The organism is Cutibacterium acnes (assembly GCF_003030305.1).
Lineage (GTDB): Bacteria > Actinomycetota > Actinomycetes > Propionibacteriales > Propionibacteriaceae > Cutibacterium > Cutibacterium acnes.
The window spans coordinates 609,607-630,004 of the sequence record NZ_CP023676.1 but is presented as its reverse complement, the minus strand read 5'-3'; the positions used below and the strand labels follow the sequence as shown (position 1 = coordinate 630,004).

Sequence of the window (20,398 nt, the reverse complement as noted above, 5' to 3'; positions counted from 1 at the left end):
TACGTACCGGGCTAGCCACACCAGGCTTATGAAGCGACGAGAAATCAGTGCTCCGAAGGGCCCGAACGTTCGATTACTTCGAGTCGGTGAGCTTGAATAGGAGCTGCTTAGCGCGGCGGCGCTCTACCTCAGGATCCGTCGCCTGAATGAACTCCGTAGCGTTGAAGCCATCACCTCGACGGCGATTCTGTGGCGGTTCTAGGCCCTCAATAAGAAGGGCTTCCATGGTGGAAACGAGCATATCGACGGCAAAATTTCCACACGGCACATCACCGAGCGTCCCGTCATCTTTCGCGATTAGCACACCAAACCAAGAGAACCGGTCCCAGCGACCTGCAAGGCGATCGCGCGTGTGATCCCACAGGCGGGGCCCCAAACGTGGCTCAGTAATACGGCCTACGCAGATCACTCTCTCACCGGAGTAAAGAATGTAGACGCCGACCTGACCAGAAAAGTTAACGGGTTTAGCAACCTTCAACTGGGCCCCTAAGAGGGTCTGTCCGCGCTTGTCCCAATCCACTTCGTCACGTCTCCAAAACATGCCGAAAGCGTTAAGAAATCCGTTGTTTTCCTCACCCGCCTCAAGTGCAGTCGGCGGGATCACCCCGCGGGAATCCGGCAACTCAGTCTCCGACTCCTCGGGAGGCACCGACTGTGGCGTCCTTAAGCTGTACACACCTCGATCTACGCGGACGACATTCTTCCGCAAGGTCGTGGAGATCGTGGCAGCCACCGTCGCAGCGGGGGTAGCGCCAGTTTGTTGACGGAGACCGCTGTCCAAGATGCGCTGAGCGATCTCGGAGTAGTGCAAGGGCTCCTTGGCTTCCGACAGCACCTTGAGGATGGCCTTTGGCTACGGCATGTTATTCATACCAATAAGGCTACGCCAAAGATATGACGGATCTCAGATGCGGTTAAGCCAAGTAAGTATCAAACCAGAGCTACACGTTAAATCGGAATTCCACTACGTCACCGTCCTGCATAACGTACTCCTTGCCCTCCAACCGCAACTTCCCAGCAGCCTGGGCCTCCTTTTCGCCGCCAAATTCAACAAGGTCGCCGAAGGACACCACCTGGGCCTTGATGAACCCCTTCTGGAAGTCGGTATGGATGACGCCAGCAGCCTCAGGGGCGGTGTCGCCCTTGTGAATCGTCCATGCGCGGGACTCCTTCTCCCCCGCAGTTAGGAAGGTCTGTAGACCAAGAGTGTCGAAGCCCACCCGCGCGAGCTTGTCTAGACCGGGTTCCTCGATACCCGCATCCGCAAGGAACTCAGCAGCGTCCTCGGGCTCCATCTCGGCCAGTTCAGCCTCAAACTCAGCATCCAAGAAGATCGCCTCAGCAGGAGCCACCAACTTCTCCATCTTGGCCTGGAAATCGGCGTCAGCGAGCTGATCCTGGTCACAGTTAAAGACGTAGATGAAGGGCTTTGTCGTCAGCAGGAAGAGGTCATGCAACGGCTCGGGATCGAGCCCGGCTGAGAAGATCGTCTTGCCCTCTTCGAGCACCGCCTTAGCCTGCTCCCACGCCTCGACTTTGGGACGAGACTCCTTCTTGATCGCGGCTTCTTTTTGCAACTTGGGCAGTTGCTTCTCCATCGTCTGCAGATCAGCGAGCACGAGCTCTGTAGTAATGGTCTCGATGTCGTCGGAGGGATCGACGTGACCGTTGACGTGGGTGACATCGTCGTCTGCGAAACACCTTGTCACCTGGCAGATGGCGTCGGCTTCACGAATGTTAGAGAGGAACTCGTTGCCCATCCCCTCACCTTTGCTAGCGCCTTTGACGATTCCGGCGATGTCGACGAAGGACACCGTCGCAGGAATGGTCTTAGCGGAATGAAACATCTCCGTCAGCACATCGAGGCGCTTGTCCGGCACCCCGACCACGCCAACATTCGGCTCAATGGTCGCGAAGGGGTAGTTCGCCGCCAAGACGTCATTCTTGGTCAGCGCGTTGAACAGAGTCGACTTGCCGGCGTTGGGAAGACCGACGATTCCAATCGTAAGTGCCACGTTCGGCCACTCTACCGTTCAGCCGGCACCCAACCCACTAACCACCTCCCATCAGCGCTCCACACGGGAACGTCGGGTCATATGCTTGAGGCTCAGTCAATGTGGCCGAGTACTGTCGGCACATTGACTGGACTTGGAACCAATCGGCTCAGGCTCCAGCCCAGTAGGCCCCCAGCGCCTTGGACAGGTACGTCAGGTCGGCCGTACCGGCAAGTTCACGAGTGGAATGCATCGACATCAGCGGCACTCCGACGTCAACCGTCAGCATGCCAAGCCTCGTCGCCGTCAGCGGCCCGATCGTCGAGCCGCACGGGACCGAGTTATTCGACACGAAGTTCTGGGTCGGCACCCCAGCAGCAGCGCACGCCCGCTGCCACAGAGCCCCACCCACGCCATCAGTGGCATAACGCTGATGAGCGTTAATCTTGAGTAATGGCCCCTCATTGAGCAGCGGGTGATTCGCCGGATCGAACTTCTCAACGTAGTTGGGATGCACACCGTGCCCGGCATCTGAAGACACACATGAGGACTTGGCAATCATTGCCCGGTAGGCCGCACCCGTCATCCCGAACCCCTCAGCGATGCGCACCAAGACGTCCTCGAGGAACGGCCCGCAGGCACCCGACCTTGTCGCCGAACCGACCTCTTCATGGTCGAAGCAGGCCATGACTGCCACGTCGCTGGTCGGCTTGACGTCAACGAATGCCGCGACCGAGGAGTGAACCGAAGACAGATTGTCCATACGCTGGCTGGCTAGAAATTCCCCATAGGGTCCGATGACGGCCGGGGACTGGGTCAAATGGGCGAAAACGTCGTGGAAGGCCAGTTCGTCGCGCTTGATCCCAGCCGCCTCACACAGCAGGTCCTCAACGTCAAGGTCGGGCTTCCCGACCGACAGAATCGGCATGAGGTGACGCTGGCGGTCCAGCTTGAGGTCGTCGTTTACGGTGCGATCCAGATGCGGCGCAAGCTGGCTGATGCGCAAAATCGGCCCGGTTCGCACTAAATGAGCCTGACCGTCGCAAGTGACGAGGCGCCCGGACAGCCCAAGATCACGATCGAGCCAGGAATTCAGTAGGCCACCGCCGTAGACCTCCATACCGACCTGCTGCCAACCCTGGTTAGTAACGGTGGCGTTCGGCTTAAGCTTGAAGGACGGGGAGTCGGTATGGGAACCGACGATCCTCGCCCCCAGCTGCGGAGTCACTTTCTCTGGAGTGATCCAGGCGATGACAGCTCCATCCCGCACCACGTACCGGCGCCCTTCGACGGATGGCCACGACTCGGTCTCCTCTAGACGCTGAAATCCGGCCTGCTCCAGCCGCCGCGTCAGCTCCGCCACAGCGTGATACGAGGTGGGAGATGCTTCCACGAAAGAGATGATGTCGCGGATGTGATCCGAAGTCGGGACGCTCTTGTCAGCCATGACGACCATTCAACCATCACCCGCTGTTCTTCACGACGAAACACGACCCTGGCTGAATGTGTCAGACCCTACTGGGACCCTCGTGGCATGACGAACATCGTGGTCGGGCTTATCGGACTAGCTATCGGTGTGGCCTTGGGGTGGCTCATCGCGCAATTGCGCACGTCCCAGCGCATTGCCGAAGCCACCTCGGCGGCACGTGTGGCTACCGAGCGGCTGGAAGCAGCAGAGAAGATCGCCACCGATCGTGACGCCTTGGCCACTCAGTTCAAGGCTTTATCCGCCCAGAGCATGGCTGACCAGAACGAACGCGCTACCCAGTCGGCACAGCGGACAATGAGCGACGCCCAGCGCCTGCTGGCACCCGTGTCCCTCGCCCTCGAACGACTTGACCGGCGCCTAGCTGAAGTCGAGCAAGAGCGTACCGACATGACGGCAAGCTTGCGCGAACAAGTCGCCGGGGTGAGCACGGCCGGAGAGAGCCTGCGCAAAGAGACCGCCAGTCTCGTCGCCGCATTGCGCAAACCTCAGATCCGGGGAGCGTGGGGCGAGATGCAACTGCAGCGCACTGCAGAGGTCGCCGGAATGCTCGAACACTGTGACTTCCAAACCCAGCAGACGACCACAGCCCAAGGCGCCCCGCAACGCCCCGATATGACGGTGAAGCTCTCAGGTCGACGGTGTATCCATGTCGACGCCAAGACGCCGCTGGCCGCATTTCTTGAGGCCGCGCAGTGCGACGATGCTGAGGAATACGACGCCCAGATGGCCCGTTTCGCACGCCATGTTCGCACCCACATCGACCAGCTCTCGGCCAAGGGTTACTGGCGCACCGACCTCGACTCCCCCGAGTTCGTCGTGTGCTTCCTGCCTTCCGATGCCTTACTTCAGGCTGCACTGCAGGAGATACCCGACCTCCACGAGTACGCTAACCGACGCGGGATCGTGCTGGCCAGCCCATCAGTACTCATTCCGATGCTACGCACGGTCGCCCTAGCCTGGCGGCAGGAGGCCGTCGCGAGATCTGCGACAGAAGTCGCAGCACTAGGACGCGACCTTCACAAGCGTCTAGGAACCCTGGCCGGCAACCTCGACAAAATGGGACGATCCCTGACCTCGACGGTGCGAGCCTACAATTCGGCCCTGGGTAGCCTCGAGACAAGGGTCCTCGTCCAAGCCAGACGTTTCGAACATCTCGGGGTAACCGCCGACGACATCGCGTCCCCGGCCCCCATCGAAGAGGCGGTACGCCCCCTCACCTCGCCGGAACTGACCGAGAACCAGACTGAGGTGGGCCTTCCGGAATGAACCTCACTTGGCCGTCGTGCGACGTTTTCGCAGTTGAGGCGGCAAGGCGAAGGACAACGACTCCTCAATGAGGGTCTCTTCCTCAGCCGGCGGCCAACCCTTCGAGATGAGCAGATCGATCACCCCCTGGACGAGGGCCTCCGGCACCGATGCCCCCGAGGTCACGCCGATGGTGGACACACCGTCGAGCCAGGTCTCCTCGATCTCTCCTGCGTTATCCACCCGATAGGAGGCTTTGGCCCCCGATTCGAGGGCGACCTCCACCAAACGGCCAGTGTTGGACGAGTTCTTCGATCCCACCACGATGACAAGGTCACATTGAGGAGCCATCTGCTTGACGGCGTGCTGCCGGTTCTGGGTGGCGTAGCAGATGTCGTCGGAAGGCGGATCGATGAGCTGAGGATGTAGGTCGCGAATCCGATCGACGGTCTCCACCGTCTCGTCGACACTCAGCGTTGTCTGGGACAGCCACGCCACGGGACGGTCGCGGTCTAACGCCAACCCATCAACATCCGCGGGAGTCTGCACCAGGGTGATGTTCTCGGGAGCCTCGCCAGTCGTCCCCTCGACCTCCTCGTGACCGGCATGACCAATAAGGAGGATCTGGGTGTCTTGGTTAGCGAACCTTTTGGCCTCGTGATGCACCTTCGTCACCAGTGGGCACGTTGCGTCAATAGTACGAAGACCACGATCGGTGGCCTCTTTCTTAACTTGCGGGGACACGCCGTGAGCCGAGAACACCACGAGGGCATCGTCGGGCACTTCGTCGAGCTCATCAACGAAGATCGCTCCGCGCCCCTCCAAGGTCTCCACGACGTGGCGGTTGTGGACGATCTGCTTGCGCACGTACACCGGAGCGCCATACACCTCTAGCGCCTTCTCAACGGTCACCACCGCACGATCAACGCCTGCGCAGTATCCACGCGGAGCAGCTAAGTACAGCTTCTTATTCGTGCACGCCCCCGTAACAGCCATGATCCTGAGTCTACGGGTACGTCGGCATCTGACGAACCCGTTCAAGTTCGCCTGCCGAGGACCCGCAGAAAGTCCGTTTACCTAAAATTCCCTGAAGGTGCATCCGTGGTGTCCCTCAGGTGCCATTTTTATTTCCTAAGTTCTGGGTTATGAGCGCTCCTCATGACACACACGTATCCAGACGACTGCGCCGAGGTCTCGCCTCGGCGTGTGCCGTTGTTACCGCAATAGCAGCCTTCTCCCCAGCTCATGCGGCTCCGTCTCCCAACAAGGCCGGGCCGATGTCGGGTTCTACTGGCCGCACTACCGTCGGTCAGCTGCTGACTCCAGCCGGTCAGCTCACCACCCTTGGTGACCTCCCGCTCAATGAGGCTTTATCCCCCGATGGCAGGTACCTCATCGTCAGCAATAACGGTCAGGGAACCCAGTCCCTGCAGGTCATCAAAACTGCCACTGGCAAGGTCGTCCAGACCATCCCCTATAAGTCTCCCGAAAGCCTGTACATGGGGCTGGCCTTCAGCCCTGACGGCACGCACCTGTTCGCCAGCGCTGCTGGCAACCACAAGATCCGCACGTACCACTTCGACTGTGGCAAACTCGTGGAAACCAGCGCTATCCAGATGCCGGTCGTCAGCCCGAAGCTCACAAAGGTCAACCTGTACCCGGCTGGGCTCGCCGTCACGAATGACAGCAAACGCCTCGTCGTGGCAGATCAGCTCGCTGATGCCGTCTCCGTCATCGACTTGGCCACCAACAAGATTCAGACGACCCACATCGGGCACCGCCCGGTCTGGGTGACCCTCTCCAAGGACTCCACCAAAGCGTTCGTCTCTTCCCAAGGCGGGGCCGACGTCGCCGAGGTTGACATCACCAAATCCCAGCCACTGGCGACCCACAAAATCAACGTAGGCTTCCATCCCAACAAGTCCGTGCTGACCCCCGATGGCAAGTCCCTCTACGTCGCTAATGGTGACGCCGACACCATCTCAGTGGTCGACGTCGCATCTCATCGCCAGACCGCCACCATCCCGGTCAACCGCAACGGTTCCAAACTGGTAGGTGCCAATCCGACCGGTCTGGCTCTCTCCCAAGACGGCAAGCGTCTCTACGTCACCAACTCGGGACACAATGAGGTTGCCGTCATCAACGCCGCAACTCGCAAGGTTATCGGGGACATTCCGACTGGCTGGTACCCGACGCAGGTCCTCGCCCATGACGGCAAGCTGAGCATCACTTCGGCCAAAGGGCTGGGAGCCGGGCCGAACAACGGCCCGGGCCACCCCAATCCCACCGACCCGCGCGATACCGCCGAGAACCAGTACTCCGGTTCCATGATCAAAGGCCTGCTCTCCACCGTCAGCGAGCCTGACGCAGCGACCCTGGCCAAGCTGACAGCTACCGTGGAAAAGAACAACACCGCTAACGATCCTGCCCGCAGTAGCGCGGTCCCCAACCAGATCGGCACTACGTCGAGCAAGATCAAGCACGTCATCTACATCGTGCGGGAAAACCGCACCTTCGATCAAGAACTGGGTTCCAACGGCCGCGGTAATGCCGATCCGTCGCTCAACCTCTTCGGTGAGGAGTCGGCTCCCAACACCCGTGCCCTGGCTCGTCAATTCACGACCTTCGACAACTTCTACGCCGACGCCGAAGTCTCGGCCAATGGATGGAACTGGGTCTCTCAGGCAAACTCGAATCCGTGGTCAGAGGAGATGTGGCCGTCAAATTACTCCGGTCGTGGCGCGCCATACCCGGCCGAAAGCAACGACCCGGACTCCCGCGCGAAGGAGCACGATTCATACTTCTGGGAACACTTGTCGAAAAACAACATCAGCTTCCGCAATTACGGCTTTTACACCACGCTCGACAAGAAGGGCAAGGCTCACGGAGTCGACAAGAAGATCCTCGATCCGAACACCGATCACGACTTCATCGGCTGGAGCTTGGACTGCCCGGATTCGGCTAGGTCCTTCGCACCGATGGCCAAAAACTGCGGGCCGAAATCTCGTGTTGACGAGTGGAAGTCCGACTTCAATAAACAGCTCGCTAAGGGAAGCGTTCCGACGGTCCAGTTGGTTCGTTTCGGCAACGACCACACCCAGGCCACCAAAGTCGGGGTCCCGACTCCCCAGGCCTACGTCGCAGACAACGATCAGGCCATCGGCCAACTCGTCGAGACCGTATCCCATTCCCCCATCTGGAAGGACACCGCGATCTTCCTCACTGAGGACGATGCCCAGAACGGTCCCGACCACGTCGACGCGCACCGCACCATCGGCGAGGTCATCAGCCCATATACCCGCACTGGTGGGGTCGATTCCACCTTTTACTCGACAGTATCGATGCTGCACACAATGGAGGGCATTCTCGGTATAGGTCCGCTGACCCAATTCGACGCCTTTTCTACCCCGATGTCCGCCGCCTTCACCGATAAGCCCGACCTGACCCCCTACCAGGCGGCCAGTCCGTCCTATGACATGAAGACGCTCAACACCCCCAAAGCCCCGATGGCCAAGGAGTCCGGCGAGCAGGACACCACAAAGGAGGATGACATTGACGAGCAAGTGTTCAACAAGGCCATCTGGAAAGCCGTCAAAGGCGCCAGATCCACGATGCCCGAACCGAAGCACTCGGTGATCCAGTCCGGCCCCGTGTTGACCTATGACGATGATGACGACGAGGGCGAAAAACTCAAGCCTGGAGATGTCGACCTGGATGAACTAGGCAGCTACTCCAAGGATGCCAAAGGGTTCCCGGTGTGGACTCCTGACGACAAGCGGTTCGATCCTGCGCAAGGCATCGATCCCTGCTCTCCCAAACCGGGTCCAACGCTGACGCCAACCGTTCCCACCGCCGTCATGCCCAGCAACAGCACCCACAGAGGTGAGGGCCGTCACCCAGGCCTTCCGCGCACTGGAGTGTGATCGTTTGAGGAGTTCGGGCCGCTGCCTGTTATGGTGACGGCCCGACGCTTCTGTCGTCATTGTTGGCTAGCGTAGTGCCCATGGTCGAGCCGAACGCCGCCGACAATCCGCGCTCCCTGGCGTGGGTCGTCAACGCCGTCAAGGGGTGGGTAGAGCGCTGCGGAGCCATCTGGGTGCAAGCCCAGGTAATCGAGATCACCAGGCGCTCCAGTCCGACACAGTTCCTCACCCTGCGCGACCCCATCGAGGAGATTTCGGCCAGCGCCACCTGCCATCGCAGGGTCCTCGACGCCGCCGGACCAATCGAGACGGGCATGACGGTTACCGCCCTCATCCGACCGACAGTGTGGTCGCGCACTGGGAGGCTCTCCTTCGAAATCTCCGAGATCACCCCCACCGGTGAGGGCCAGCTCCTCGCCCAACTAGAGAGACGCAAACGACTTCTCGAGGCTGAAGGGCTCTTCGATGTCACCCTCCATAGGCCGATTCCCGTTTTGCCCCGCGGCATCGGTCTCATCACCGGAGCTGGCTCCGATGCTGAACGTGACGTCCAGCGTCATGCCACATTGCGCTGGCCTGCCGCCCGATTCGTCGTCCACAACACCCGGGTACAGGGCCCCATGGCGGCCCAACAGATCATCGCCGCCCTCGCTGACCTTGACGCCGACCCCACCGTCGATGTCATCGTCATTGCCCGCGGTGGTGGCCCCTTGGAAGACCTCCTCCCCTTCAGCGACGAAGCTCTGGTGAGAGCGGTTTACGCCACCCGGACTCCCGTCGTTTCGGCCATCGGTCATGACCGTGACAATCCGATTCTCGATCTCGTCGCTGACCTACGCGCGTCGACGCCCACTGACGCGGGCAAGCTCATCGTCCCGGATGCTGCTGAGCAGTCCCAAGCTATCGAGACAGCCAGAGCTCAACTTCGCCAGGCCGTTACGAGGTTCATCGACGTCGAAAGCGGACACCTCTCTCAGATCCGCTCCCGCCCAGTAATGGTCAATCCAGCAGCCACTCTCGATATCGCGGTAGAAAGGCTCGACTCCACACTGCAACGTCTACGTCTTGCTACTCACCGCGTCCTGGACGCCGAGAGCCGCGACGTCAACCACATGCTTGAGCGCGTGCGAGCAATGTCGCCCAAGGCCACCTTGGATCGCGGCTACGCCATCCTCGCCGACACGGAGGGCGACTCCATCACCTCAGTCAATGACACCAACGCACGCGCGAACCTATTGGTCTACCTGTCTGACGGTACCCTCAGCGTCACCGTCGATTCTCTCGACCGCCGCACCCCAAACCGTCCCACCTTCCAGGAGGACTCATGACCGACACTACCCCGAACTCAGCTCCCGAGGAACCGGAAATCACCTACGAGGCTGCACGCGACGAACTAGTCGAAATCGTCACCCGGCTCGAATCCGGTGGGATCTCCCTAGCCGAAACCATGACTTTGTGGGAGCGCGGCGAGAAACTAGCTGACATCTGCCAGTCATGGCTCAACGGGGCGCGGGCCCGCATCGAAGCGGCACGATCTGACGCCGAAACCGCGCAGCCCTGACGCCGAGCGGCCCACATGCCGAAAGGTCAAGACGTCGTCAGCATCCCCGCAAAGTCGGTGAGAACTCGATAATCAGTGTCCGCAACGACCACCGCCGTCGCGGAGCCAATCTTTGTCACCAAGGCGTGGGTGCGATCGTCTGGGCTGACCATCTTCGTCCAGATATATCGGCCCACCGAGACCTTGCCGTCTTCAGTGGCCGACCTTGTCACGGAGGCGACGAATGCCCTGCCAGGTTCATCGGACTGATCCACCGCCAGGTAGACGTTCTTGCTTGTCAGAAATCCCAACTCCCACCGGTCCCCTGCGGAGATGGTGTTGCCTACCCAGCGATCCCCCTTGTTGGCATAGCGGGCCTTGGTCGGCCGCCAAACCTCCGGAACCTCCTTGGGAGCCAGCACCGGGTATCCCGCACGGGATCGCGCCGACGCCACCACTGGCTTCCAGTCGACCTGCTGGATATTTGGCTCATCAGGGGTTCTGGTGAAGAACCACACGATGAGCATCACCGGGACGAGGATGATCGCCAGGGACAGAAGCATGTCCTTGACACCGGCTCTGGGATTGCGTGGCACTTGTTGATTGTTGCAGATGCCACCCACACCGTCGCCTCAGTTCACTTCAGCCGACCATATCCTCCATCATCGATGTCACCAGAGCAGCAATCGGGGAGCGCTCCGAGCGAGTCAAGGTGACATGCCCGAACAGGTCGTGGCCCCGCAGCCTCTCCACAACCGCTGCCACTCCGTCGTAGCGACCAACGCGGAGATTATCCCGTTGGGCGACGTCGTGGGTGAGCACCACCCGCGAATTCTGGCCAATACGCGAGAGCACCGTCAACAACACGTTGCGCTCCAGGGACTGAGCCTCATCGACGATAACGAAGGCGTCGTGCAAGGACCGACCTCGAATGTGTGTCAGCGGCAGGATCTCGAGCATTCCGCGCGACATCACCTCTTCGATGACGTAGTTATTCGTCACGCTAGTGAGGGTGTCGAGGACTGCCTGCCCCCACGGGGCCATCTTGTCTCCCTCGTCACCGGGCAAGTAGCCCAGATCCTGGCCCCCCACAGCATAGAGCGGCCGGAACACCATGACCTTCTTGTGGAGTTGGCGTTCCATGACCGCCTCAAGACCTGCGCATAGAGCGAGAGCTGACTTCCCTGTTCCGGCCCGTCCTCCCATCGAGACGATTCCAACCTGGGGATCAAGCAATATATCGAGTGCTATTCGCTGTTCTGCGGAGCGGCCGCGAATCCCGAAAGCTTCCTGATCATTCGGGACAAGACGGGCAGAGGCGTCCGACATCCGCCGAGCCAAAGCTGTTCCGTTCGGCCCCTCCAACACCAGTCCGGCGTGCACCGGAATCTCGTCGAAAATCGAATCGACGACGCTCCCCTCCTCGTAAAGGGTCGAGATCATCTCGTCCGGAACCTCGAGGTTCACCATGCCGGTCCAACCGCTGCTGGGGACGAGCTCGTGACGGTATTCCTCAGCTTCCAAGCCAATCGCCGAAGCTTTGACACGCAGGGGCAAGTCCTTCGTCACCAAGACGACCGAGTGCCCGGCCAGTCGGTAGCTTTGCGCGACCGCCAGGATGCGAGTGTCGTTGTCCCCCAGCCGGAAACCGTCAGGTAGACACAGTGGGTCGGAATGATTGAGCTCGACGAGCAGCACACCTCCCTCGTTATTGACCGGCACTGGTCCTACGAGGCCGCCATTCTCAAGCCTCAGCCGGTCGAGGATGCGCAGCGCTGCGCGGGCAAAGTGTCCCAGTTCGGGGTGATGACGCTTACCCTCTAATTCAGTGATGACGACGATCGGCACGACCACCTCATGCTCGGCGAAATTGAGCAAAGCGCGGGGGTCAGACAGCAAGACCGAGGTGTCGAGGACGTAGGTTCGCCTCCCCTCAGGTGCCTCCGGGATCAGGCTGTGGGCTCGCTCGGAGCCTTCTGGACGGACGGACACGAAAACCTCCCGTGACGTGAGAGGTCGCATCGAGGAAGGAAACGTCATCGAGGCGTCGAAAGCGGCCCCTCTAGCATCAAATGTAGAACCAGCGTGGTGGCATCGGAGCGGGTGGTTCTCCCATTCGCTCAGAGTTCACCAGCTGGTCAGATGACGGCAAGCCCAATAGCAACGGCGTGACAGATCGCTGCCACCGCCGTGCAACTGTGGAAAACCTCGTGGAACCCAAACCAGGTAGGTGAAGGATTGGGTTTCTGACGGGCATAGGAGATTGCTCCGACGGTGTAAAACACCCCGCCAATGAGGATAAGAATGACGACTGCCGGCCCGCATGTGCGCCAGAATTGAGGGAGCCACCACAGCGCTGTCCATCCCATGACGACGTAGAGGATCGTTGAGGCCCATCGGGGCACGCCGTTCCATACGAATCGGAACGCGACCCCGAGCAGCGCGCAGGCCCAAATAATCGCCAATAAGATCACCCGAGATGCGCCGGTCGCCAGGGAGACAGCCAACGGGGTATACGTTCCAGCAATAAACACGGCGATGTTGGCGTGATCGATGCGTCGCAAAACATCCTTGACTTTCGCACCCCATGGCACTCGGTGATAGACCGCTGAATTCCCGAACAGCTCTAGGCCGGTAAGCATCCACACCCCGACGGCAAATCGGTTTCCCCAAGTCGGCGTAGCAATCATGAGGCCAACTCCGGCGAGCAAGATCAGCGGGGCCATCACGGTGTGAACCCAACCACGCAGCCGCGGTTTAGGAAGCACCGAACTACGATTCTTGGTCTTGCTGCTGCACCCGGTCGCCATGCGTCGTCCTCCCCTCACCTACTGCAAACCTACGGTTCGGTAGGTTTCTTTTTCCAGCCTACCTTGCCCTATACCCACGACGCGATCTCGCCTCATAACGCGAGCTAGCAACCGCTTGTGCCAGGCACTGACTAATCTGGACCTATGAGCAGCCTGGACCACCGCCTGTCGAAGGTCAGTGAGACCCTCGACCGCATGCACCCGTCCGGTCTGCTGTACACCACCTACGAGGCTCGTCTCCTCGACCAACTCGACCGCAGCCGTCTACCCCAGCACGTCGCAGTCCTGGCTGACGGCAACCGTCGCTGGGCCCGCCTCAACGCTCCGGGAGAACCCTTGGTGGCTGGCTACGAGGCGGGGGCAGATCGCCTTAGAGAGTTTTGCACATGGTGCGACGCTGTTGGCATCCCAATCATCACCTTGTGGGTGCTGTCGACTGACAACCTACAACGAGCCGAAACCGGCGAGCTCGGACCACTACTCAAGGTCATCGAGTCCCTCGTCGACTCGTTAGCAGATAATTCACGGTGGCGGGTCCAGGCCGTTGGCGACCTTGATCTTCTCCCAGACGACATGGCCGAATCGCTGTGTCGGGCCGGTCGCACCTCCATCGGGCATGTCGGTATGCATATCAACGTCGCGGTAGCTTACGGAGGCCGTCATGAACTGCGTGACGCCTTCCGTTCCCTCCTGGCCGAAGAGGCGGAGAAAGGCACCAGCCTGGCTGACTTAGCCCGAACCCTGGAAATCGACCAGATCGAGGACCACCTGTACACGCGGGGCCAGCCTGACCCTGACCTCATTATCCGCACCTCAGGAGAGCAGCGTCTTTCCGGATTCCTCATGTGGCAAAGCGCCCATTCAGAGTTCTACTTCTGCGAGGCGTTGTGGCCCGATTTTCGCAAGGTTGACTTCCTGCGGGCGCTGCGCTCCTTCACCCAGCGGGAGCGGCGCTATGGTCGCTAATCCGCTGCTGGGGCGACGACCTCAGGCTCGCCGCCAGAGCGGTTCTTTGAGGTCCAGGTAGTCGGTTACCGGCTCAAAGCACACCGCGCCGCGGCATACCCAACAGGTCGGTTGACCATCACGCGGGACGCGCTCGTTGAACCAAGTGCCAAACCCAGAGTCCTCGTTAAGTCGACGCATGATCGCTGACCCTGCTGGGGCCATTCGCCACGCCGCAGCGGCCAGGTCACTAGGCTCGTCGGTCGTATCCGCGATAACGACTCCTGCCGGCTTGAGACCACGACGGGCCTCGTCAGTAATGAGGAAGTCTGCCACGGCCCAACCGGCGAATCGCGGCGTTGCTGACACCACTGGAAGTAGGGCCACGGAGGCCTTGTTGGCACGCTCGATGAAATCGGCACGCTCGGCCATGAGCCCCACTCTGCGCAGGGCCATGACCATGGCCGCGGTCGGGCTGGGGCAGGCGTCGTCAGTCAGCGTGTGAGCGGTCACCGTCAGCAGGAATGAATCCTCGGCGTCAAGAAAACTGCCATCGACAGCGCTGAATCGAGCAACCGCCTCGCCAAGCACCTCGACGGCATGATCTAGCCACACCGACTCCCCCGTTGCCCCGGCCAAGCCAGCAAAGGACAGCGCGACCCAAGCGTAATCCTCACACACCGCCGGAACTCCCGGACGATCCTGGAAAGAAGTGCGCAGTGCCATGCCGTGATCCCAATGCGCGGTCCACAACGAGTCGGCGAGCTCGCGGGCCTGCTCCACCCATGACCATTCGCGCAGGATCATGCCGGCCTCGACGAGACCGTCAATGAGCATGGCGTTCCACGCTGTGATCGCCTTTTCGTCACGAGCAGGGGCACTGCGACGCCCCCGGGCCTCGAGCAAAGTGTCCATGTCGGCGTTAATGCGCTCCCACTCGACGCGCCCGCGCAGCTGTAGAGTGCCCAAACCGTTGTCGTTACAAGGCTCGAGATGCACGAGGGGGCGCAGCCACTCGGCCTCGTCGGTTCCTAATGCGTCCGTAATCAGATCTTGATTCCATAGGTAGTAGATGCCCTCGTGAGTGTGTCCAGCGGCATCGTCGGAATCGGCGTCCAGACCGGCGGCATACAGACCGTTGGGCAGCCGCATCTCTCGATTGAGCCATGCTACGGTGCGACGAGCGGCGTGGGAGTACAGATCACGGCGATCGGAGTCGTGGTCGGCAGTGCGACGCCAACAACGGGCCATCGTTGCCAGTAACAGGGCATTGTCATAGAGCATTTTCTCAAAGTGCGGCACCACCCATTGTGAGTCGGTGGAGTAACGGTGGAATCCGCCACCGACCTGGTCGAAAATGCCACCGCGAACCAAATGCTCACACGTGTTCTGGGCCATGTCGAGGCTGGTCGGGTCGCCCTTGACGAGCAAGGCGTCGAGCAGGGTGGGCATCGGGAACTTCGTCGGACTTCCGAAACCGCCGTGGACGATGTCGTAGTCGGCTCCGACAGCGTCAATGAGCTCCCCAGCGATCGGACGGGCAACCTCGGGGTCCTTCTCAACAGGGCGCAGGTGCTCGACGATTGCCTCCGCGGAAGACACCACTTCGTCACGACGCTCACGCCACGCCCCACCGAGAGCTTCCACGAGCTCGACGAACCCCGGCAACCTGCCACGGCGCACCGGCGGAAAGTAGGTTCCGGCAAAGAATGGCTTGCCCTCAGGAGTGAGGAACACGGTATTAGGCCACCCACCCTGGCCGGTCATCGCCAAGGTCACCTGCATCAGCGCCGCGTCGACCTCGGGGCGCTCCTCTCGATCGACCTTAACGGGGACGACATTGGCGTTGACGACCTCAGCCACCTCCGGGTCGCTGAAAGACTCCAGCGCCATAACGTGGCACCAGTGGCAGCTCGAGTAGCCCACTGAAACCATGACAGGCACGTCCCGACTACGGGCCTCGTCGAACGCTTCTTCTCCCCAGGGGAACCAGTCGACAGGATTCGCGGCGTGCTGGATAAGGTACGGGCTGGTGGACTCGCCAAGGTAATTAGGCATAGCAGTCAGCCTACGAGGACAACCCCATTCTCGACCACTGGTCAGCCTGGTCTGGGTGGAGTCCCGTCGATTGAGGCTCAGATGCCGCGATTCGCGTCTTCTCTGTGACTCTCCTTGAGGGCCGGGCCGCAAGGAACCTCGTCAAAGTCGATACCGCGGATGTTGTGACGAATACTGATCCACGCGACGACGCCGAAGACAGCCAAAACGAGGCAGCACAGAAAGTTAGCGAGGCCGGTACTCACAAGTTGGGCTGCAAGAACTGTCATGCTGACAGCCTACGCCCTAGGGCACAATGGGCCACGTGCCAACCCCTGACCATTCTCTCACTGACGAGGCCCGCGAGCGCATCGCGAATCGCTACCCCAGCCCTCGCCGCGCACCGTGGGTCGTCCTCATCATCGTGCTGGCGGTCATCCTCATCGGATGGACAGTATGGACGGGGCTCTATCACGCCGATCAGCCGATCCGAGCCAGCTTGCACGGTTACCAGGCGGTGTCCGATTCGCGCGTCGACGTCACCATCAAGCTGCACCGTCCCGACCCATCCGTCGCAGGCTCCTGCACATTGGTCGCAACCGGGGCTGACCATGTACGCGTTGGGGAGACGACGGTGACGTTCCCAGCAAGCTCATCGCAGGATGAAACAATCCGCGCCAGCGTTAAGACCTTCTCGCGGGCTGTCACCGCCGATCTGGAGAAGTGTGGACCGATCAGGTGACACTCGCGGTAGACTGAATAGATGCCTGAGTCTGAAGACACTGTGTGGCTGACCCAAGAGGCCTTCGATAAGCTCACCCAGGAGCTGGAGTACCTCAAAGGCGAAGGCCGCACCGCCATTGCCAACAAGATTGCCGACGCCCGTTCGGAAGGCGACCTTTCTGAGAACGGCGGCTACCATGCCGCCCGTGAGGAGCAGGGGCAGGCCGAGGCCCGCATCCGTCAACTCGAGCAGATGCTGCGTAACGCTGAGGTGGGCGAGGCCCCGTCCTCTCCCGACGAGGTCGTGCCAGGTTCCAAGGTGACGGTCTGCTACTTTGACGACGAGTCCGACACCGACACTTTCCTGCTGGGATCGCGTCAGGTGATGGGCCTTGACGATTCCGTCAACGTCTCCGTCTATTCGCCGCAATCTCCCCTTGGCGGCGCCATTTTGGGCCATTCGAAGGGCGAGTCGACCGAATACCAGGCTCCCAATGGCAAGACGATCAAGGTGACGATCCTTAACGTCGAGCCGTTCGAGGAGTGACACTCACCAATCGTCACACGCATTGTCGTACAACATCGCTAATCGCTATGAGGGCAGGGCGCCATGCACCCTGCCCTCATCGTGTTCTGCCTGATATCGCTACCTCACAGCGCGCGAACGGCAATCCGCCCGACCAGGCACGTAAGGTCGAGACGGGCAGATCCGTCGCCCATGACGTATTCGTCAACCTCTCCACCTTCGGGCCAGGAGATCATGCCGGTCTGCGCCTTGCCCCGCACTGACACGTTGGAACCGCCCGCCAGCTTGATGTTGAGATTGCCCGACTCGACGCGAATCTGGGAGCGACCAGTATCGATGCGCCCGGTGATGCTGCCACTTCCCGCTTGGAAGAGCCCATCCTCAATCTGGTGCACTCCGTCGATCTCGGTAACACCAGCAGTAACACGCACACGCCCGAACCTCTCGACTCCGCTGGCCCGCAGCGAGCCACCGGACAGCTCGATGTCAACAGGAAGATCAGGATGCACCCGAACCGTCACCTCACGGCCGAAGCTCAAGTCCTTGACCCCGTCCATACCGGTCGGGAAGCGGAATCTCTTGAGGACGCCGAGGTCCGGAGCCAGATGTCCATCGATCCCGATTTCAACAACCCGTCCAATGCGTCGCCGGGTGTGTTTGCCCCCAATCTGCACACCTGGAATCGATCGGTCCCCGATAAGCCGAATTCGACGTCCGCTGCAGTTGATGCGTACCCGGTCCAGATCCGTCGTCATGTCGACACTTCTCTCCGAATCGTTGCCTCCGCTGGCTCGGCGCGACCCGGACGACACCGTTGAGGCGACGGTTTCTCCGACGCTCTCAGCCATTCCGGACACGACTCGCCATGCAGACCGAAGTCCTTCCTTCGCCTCGGAGGGAATGGTAAACCCACCTAGCGAACTGCTATCAGCCCCCGGAGCGTCATCCTCAGAAGCCCCGTGCCGGGGGCCCGGGCCGCAATCGGGGCCACTCGTGACCCCAGACGTGGGCTGGTCTTGTCCAGCGGCAGCGATACGGCGGCTCGCCTCGGCGGTGTCTATCCTCCCGGCAGCAAGGTCTTCGAGGATAGCGGTGATGTCAGCGCTCATGACATCAACTTTACGGGGGAGCCCAACAGGTTAATGTTCACGTGTGCTCAGCAGCCAGGTCATCGTGGTTTGGCGGGACTTCGTTCGCCGGGGTCTCGGGGTTCAAAGCCTTGATGAAGGCTACCCCAAAGGCAACGATCGGAATGGCGAACAGAGCGCCCACGATGCCGGAGATGATGGCACCGACAGCAATACCGAGCAGCACGATGAGCGGATGAATGGAGACGGCCTTGCCCAACAGGAAGGGCTGCAGGACGTGTCCCTCAATCTGCATGACGGCCACGAAAACGATAAGCATGATGAAGGCCTTGAAGAATCCAAGCGTCACCAACACCACGCCGACGGCGACGACACCAGCCGTCAGCGCACCGACAATGGGAACGAAGGCCAAGATGAATGTCAGAGCGCCAATCGCCACTGACATTGACGACCCGATAATAGCGGCTCCGATCCCGGCGCCCAGACCATCGACAAATGCGACGATGACCGCAGCGCGCACATAGGCGACCAGCGCAACCCAGCCGCGCTTCGCGGCGTCGAGGATTGCGGCACGATGCTCGCGCGGGATCAAAACCGCCGATTTCTCGGCCAATTTGTCGCCCTCGTAGACGAAAAAGAACGTTGCAAACAGCGCCATTACAAGACCGGCGCCGAACCGTCCGATCTGGGAACCGGCAGCAGCAGCAGTCGAGGCGATGCGCCCTTGAGAGCCGGCCATGGCTGCCTCGGCCTTCTGCATGAGGTGGGTAAGTTGAGCCTCATTGGTGTGCAAGGGGCTCTTGGCCAGCCACTGCAGAGCCTGTTTGAAGCTAGCGACACTTTGGTCACCCAACTGACGCCACTGCAGAGCGATCTGGGCTCCGACGAGAGTGAACACCCCACCAACAAGGATGACAAGGAGCAATAAGCAGATTCCCGACGCGATACCGCGATGGATGTGATGTCGCGACAACCAGTTGGGTAGTGGCCACATGGCAGCAGTAAGCATAAGAGCCACCGCGACTGGCACGGACACCTCAGAAGCCGCGTGGAGCACTTGGTAGAGGCCATAGATGAAGGCCGCAATAACGATCATCCGCCAACACCATCCGGCAGCGGTGCGCACACCATTAGGGACGTCTTCGACGGGAGTAGGGACGGGCTGAGTAGCAACGTTAGCGGCCTCGGACGTGGAGGTGACGCCAACCGTCTCATCCATAGCCCCGGCGTGCGAAGATGCCGGTGACGACGTGGGGGTCTTCCTACCCGAGCTAAAGAGCTTCATGGGTTCCTTCCAGAATAGCGTGGTGGGGCTGCGGTCTCAAAAGGCGCGATCACAGGGTAGCGTCATGCATGTCATCCGTATGTATTCTCTTGGAGGCCACCGTGGTTGCTCATCCCGTTGCTGAACTCGTCACCCCCGACTGGGCAGAGGCATTAACAGGAGTGGAACCCCGGATCCACGAGATGGGCGACTTCCTACGAGCGGAGACAGCTGCCGGGAGAGGCTTTTTACCTCATGGTGACCGTATTCTACGTGCTTTCTCCCGTCCGATGGCTGATGTTCGCGTACTTATCGTCGGTCAGGACCCCTACCCGACGCCCGGGCATCCGGTGGGTTTGAGTTTTTCAGTGGAGCGGGATGTCCGACCGCTGCCGCGGTCCTTGCAAAACATCTACACCGAGTTGCAGTCAGATCTCGGTATTGCCCCATGTGAGCACGGTGATCTCACCGGCTGGTTTGAACAGGGCGTACTGCTTCTCAACAGGTGTCTAACAGTCCAGCCGGGGCGGCCAGCATCCCATCGAGGCAAGGGATGGGAGGAGGTCACCCAGACGGCGATCGAAGCTTTGGTGGCGCGCGGCGGTCCGCTGGTGGCGATCCTGTGGGGACGCGATGCGCAGTCCCTAGAGCCCATGCTGGGCAAAGTTCCTATTGTAAAGTCCTCGCACCCCTCCCCCATGTCAGCCCGGTACGGTTTTTTCGGATCTCGACCGTTTAGTCGCACGAATGAATTGCTCGTACAGCAAGGGGCAGACCCCATCAACTGGGATTTGTCGTCCCACTAATCGACTCG

20 protein-coding genes are annotated in these 20,398 nt (G+C 60.6%); 9 read left to right on the top strand and 11 right to left on the bottom strand.

Annotated elements, in window-relative coordinates; translation table 11 throughout:
* Window positions 1-73 precede the first annotated feature (73 nt).
* From CPA42_RS03170 to CPA42_RS03160, 3 genes are all read right to left on the bottom strand, one after another.
* Window positions 74-835, bottom strand: a complete 762-nt coding sequence (locus CPA42_RS03170; RefSeq protein WP_002515206.1) for an HTH domain-containing protein — start codon at window positions 833-835, stop codon at window positions 74-76.
* 106 nt (window positions 836-941) lie between these two features.
* On the bottom strand, window positions 942-2,015 hold the full coding sequence (gene ychF, locus CPA42_RS03165) for a redox-regulated ATPase YchF (RefSeq protein WP_002515199.1): 1,074 nt from the start codon (window positions 2,013-2,015) through the stop codon (window positions 942-944).
* A gap of 148 nt (window positions 2,016-2,163) precedes the next feature.
* Window positions 2,164-3,450 (bottom strand): M18 family aminopeptidase, encoded by a 1,287-nt coding sequence (locus CPA42_RS03160; RefSeq protein WP_002515150.1) that lies wholly within the window; start codon window positions 3,448-3,450, stop codon window positions 2,164-2,166.
* A gap of 78 nt (window positions 3,451-3,528) precedes the next feature.
* Between CPA42_RS03160 and CPA42_RS03155 the strand changes: the two genes are divergently transcribed.
* Window positions 3,529-4,749, top strand: coding sequence for a DNA recombination protein RmuC (locus CPA42_RS03155; protein ID WP_002518096.1), 1,221 nt, complete (start codon window positions 3,529-3,531; stop codon window positions 4,747-4,749).
* A 3-nt stretch (window positions 4,750-4,752) separates the two neighbouring features.
* Here the strand turns inward: CPA42_RS03155 and CPA42_RS03150 are convergent, their stop codons facing one another.
* Complete coding sequence (locus CPA42_RS03150) at window positions 4,753-5,724, bottom strand: 4-hydroxy-3-methylbut-2-enyl diphosphate reductase (RefSeq protein WP_002515204.1); 972 nt, start codon at window positions 5,722-5,724, stop codon at window positions 4,753-4,755.
* Window positions 5,725-5,873: 149 nt separating this feature from the next.
* On the opposite strand from CPA42_RS03150, the gene CPA42_RS03145 reads away from it, so the two are divergent.
* The 3 genes from CPA42_RS03145 (at window position 5,874) to CPA42_RS03135 (ending at window position 10,212) form a co-directional block, all read left to right on the top strand.
* Complete coding sequence (locus CPA42_RS03145; protein ID WP_272868361.1) at window positions 5,874-8,651, top strand: alkaline phosphatase family protein; 2,778 nt, start codon at window positions 5,874-5,876, stop codon at window positions 8,649-8,651.
* 80 nt (window positions 8,652-8,731) lie between these two features.
* A complete protein-coding gene (gene xseA, locus CPA42_RS03140; RefSeq protein WP_002515196.1) occupies window positions 8,732-9,979 on the top strand; it encodes an exodeoxyribonuclease VII large subunit in 1,248 nt (415 codons plus the stop codon).
* Complete coding sequence (locus CPA42_RS03135; protein ID WP_002514130.1) at window positions 9,976-10,212, top strand: exodeoxyribonuclease VII small subunit; 237 nt, start codon at window positions 9,976-9,978, stop codon at window positions 10,210-10,212. Before xseA ends, CPA42_RS03135 begins: the two co-directional genes overlap by 4 nt.
* A 26-nt stretch (window positions 10,213-10,238) precedes the next feature.
* On the opposite strand, the gene CPA42_RS03130 is transcribed toward CPA42_RS03135, so the two are convergent.
* The 3 genes from CPA42_RS03130 to trhA all read right to left on the bottom strand — a co-directional run bounded on the left by CPA42_RS03130 (window position 10,239) and on the right by trhA (window position 13,001).
* Window positions 10,239-10,754 (bottom strand): DUF4245 domain-containing protein, encoded by a 516-nt coding sequence (locus CPA42_RS03130; RefSeq protein ID WP_002519221.1) that lies wholly within the window; start codon window positions 10,752-10,754, stop codon window positions 10,239-10,241.
* Window positions 10,755-10,833: 79 nt separating this feature from the next.
* Window positions 10,834-12,213 (bottom strand): PhoH family protein, encoded by a 1,380-nt coding sequence (locus CPA42_RS03125; RefSeq protein ID WP_002519222.1) that lies wholly within the window; start codon window positions 12,211-12,213, stop codon window positions 10,834-10,836.
* A gap of 116 nt (window positions 12,214-12,329) precedes the next feature.
* Window positions 12,330-13,001 carry a PAQR family membrane homeostasis protein TrhA gene (gene trhA, locus CPA42_RS03120; protein ID WP_002515115.1) on the bottom strand — a complete coding sequence of 224 codons (672 nt, stop codon included), beginning with the start codon at window positions 12,999-13,001 and terminating at the stop codon, window positions 12,330-12,332.
* A 144-nt stretch (window positions 13,002-13,145) separates the two neighbouring features.
* On the opposite strand from trhA, the gene uppS reads away from it, so the two are divergent.
* Window positions 13,146-13,967: a polyprenyl diphosphate synthase gene (gene uppS, locus CPA42_RS03115; protein WP_002515120.1), complete on the top strand. Its 822-nt coding sequence runs from the start codon at window positions 13,146-13,148 to the stop codon at window positions 13,965-13,967.
* Between the two features lie 21 nt (window positions 13,968-13,988).
* On the opposite strand, the gene CPA42_RS03110 is transcribed toward uppS, so the two are convergent.
* Together CPA42_RS03110 and CPA42_RS03105 are read right to left on the bottom strand one after the other, a co-directional pair.
* Window positions 13,989-16,004, bottom strand: coding sequence for a thioredoxin domain-containing protein (locus CPA42_RS03110; protein WP_002519224.1), 2,016 nt, complete (start codon window positions 16,002-16,004; stop codon window positions 13,989-13,991).
* 77 nt (window positions 16,005-16,081) lie between these two features.
* Window positions 16,082-16,273: a hypothetical protein gene (locus CPA42_RS03105; RefSeq protein ID WP_002518097.1), complete on the bottom strand. Its 192-nt coding sequence runs from the start codon at window positions 16,271-16,273 to the stop codon at window positions 16,082-16,084.
* A gap of 26 nt (window positions 16,274-16,299) precedes the next feature.
* Between CPA42_RS03105 and CPA42_RS03100 the strand changes: the two genes are divergently transcribed.
* Window positions 16,300-16,725, top strand: a complete 426-nt coding sequence (locus CPA42_RS03100) for a DUF4307 domain-containing protein (RefSeq protein WP_002515144.1) — start codon at window positions 16,300-16,302, stop codon at window positions 16,723-16,725.
* A gap of 21 nt (window positions 16,726-16,746) precedes the next feature.
* Entirely contained in the window at window positions 16,747-17,253 is a 507-nt protein-coding gene (gene greA, locus CPA42_RS03095) for a transcription elongation factor GreA (RefSeq protein ID WP_002515205.1), read from the top strand.
* A gap of 104 nt (window positions 17,254-17,357) precedes the next feature.
* On the opposite strand, the gene CPA42_RS12840 is transcribed toward greA, so the two are convergent.
* Window positions 17,358-17,987, bottom strand: a complete 630-nt coding sequence (locus CPA42_RS12840; RefSeq protein WP_172037275.1) for a DUF4097 family beta strand repeat-containing protein — start codon at window positions 17,985-17,987, stop codon at window positions 17,358-17,360.
* On the opposite strand from CPA42_RS12840, the gene CPA42_RS12835 reads away from it, so the two are divergent.
* A complete protein-coding gene (locus tag CPA42_RS12835; RefSeq protein ID WP_002525109.1) occupies window positions 17,986-18,375 on the top strand; it encodes a hypothetical protein in 390 nt (129 codons plus the stop codon). The genes CPA42_RS12840 and CPA42_RS12835 overlap by 2 nt on opposite strands.
* A gap of 3 nt (window positions 18,376-18,378) precedes the next feature.
* On the opposite strand, the gene CPA42_RS03085 is transcribed toward CPA42_RS12835, so the two are convergent.
* Entirely contained in the window at window positions 18,379-19,539 is a 1,161-nt protein-coding gene (locus tag CPA42_RS03085; protein ID WP_024513543.1) for an AI-2E family transporter, read from the bottom strand.
* A gap of 134 nt (window positions 19,540-19,673) precedes the next feature.
* Here CPA42_RS03085 and CPA42_RS03080 point away from each other — a divergent pair, with 134 nt between their 5' ends.
* Window positions 19,674-20,390 carry a uracil-DNA glycosylase gene (locus CPA42_RS03080; protein ID WP_002519227.1) on the top strand — a complete coding sequence of 239 codons (717 nt, stop codon included), beginning with the start codon at window positions 19,674-19,676 and terminating at the stop codon, window positions 20,388-20,390.
* Window positions 20,391-20,398 lie beyond the last annotated feature (8 nt).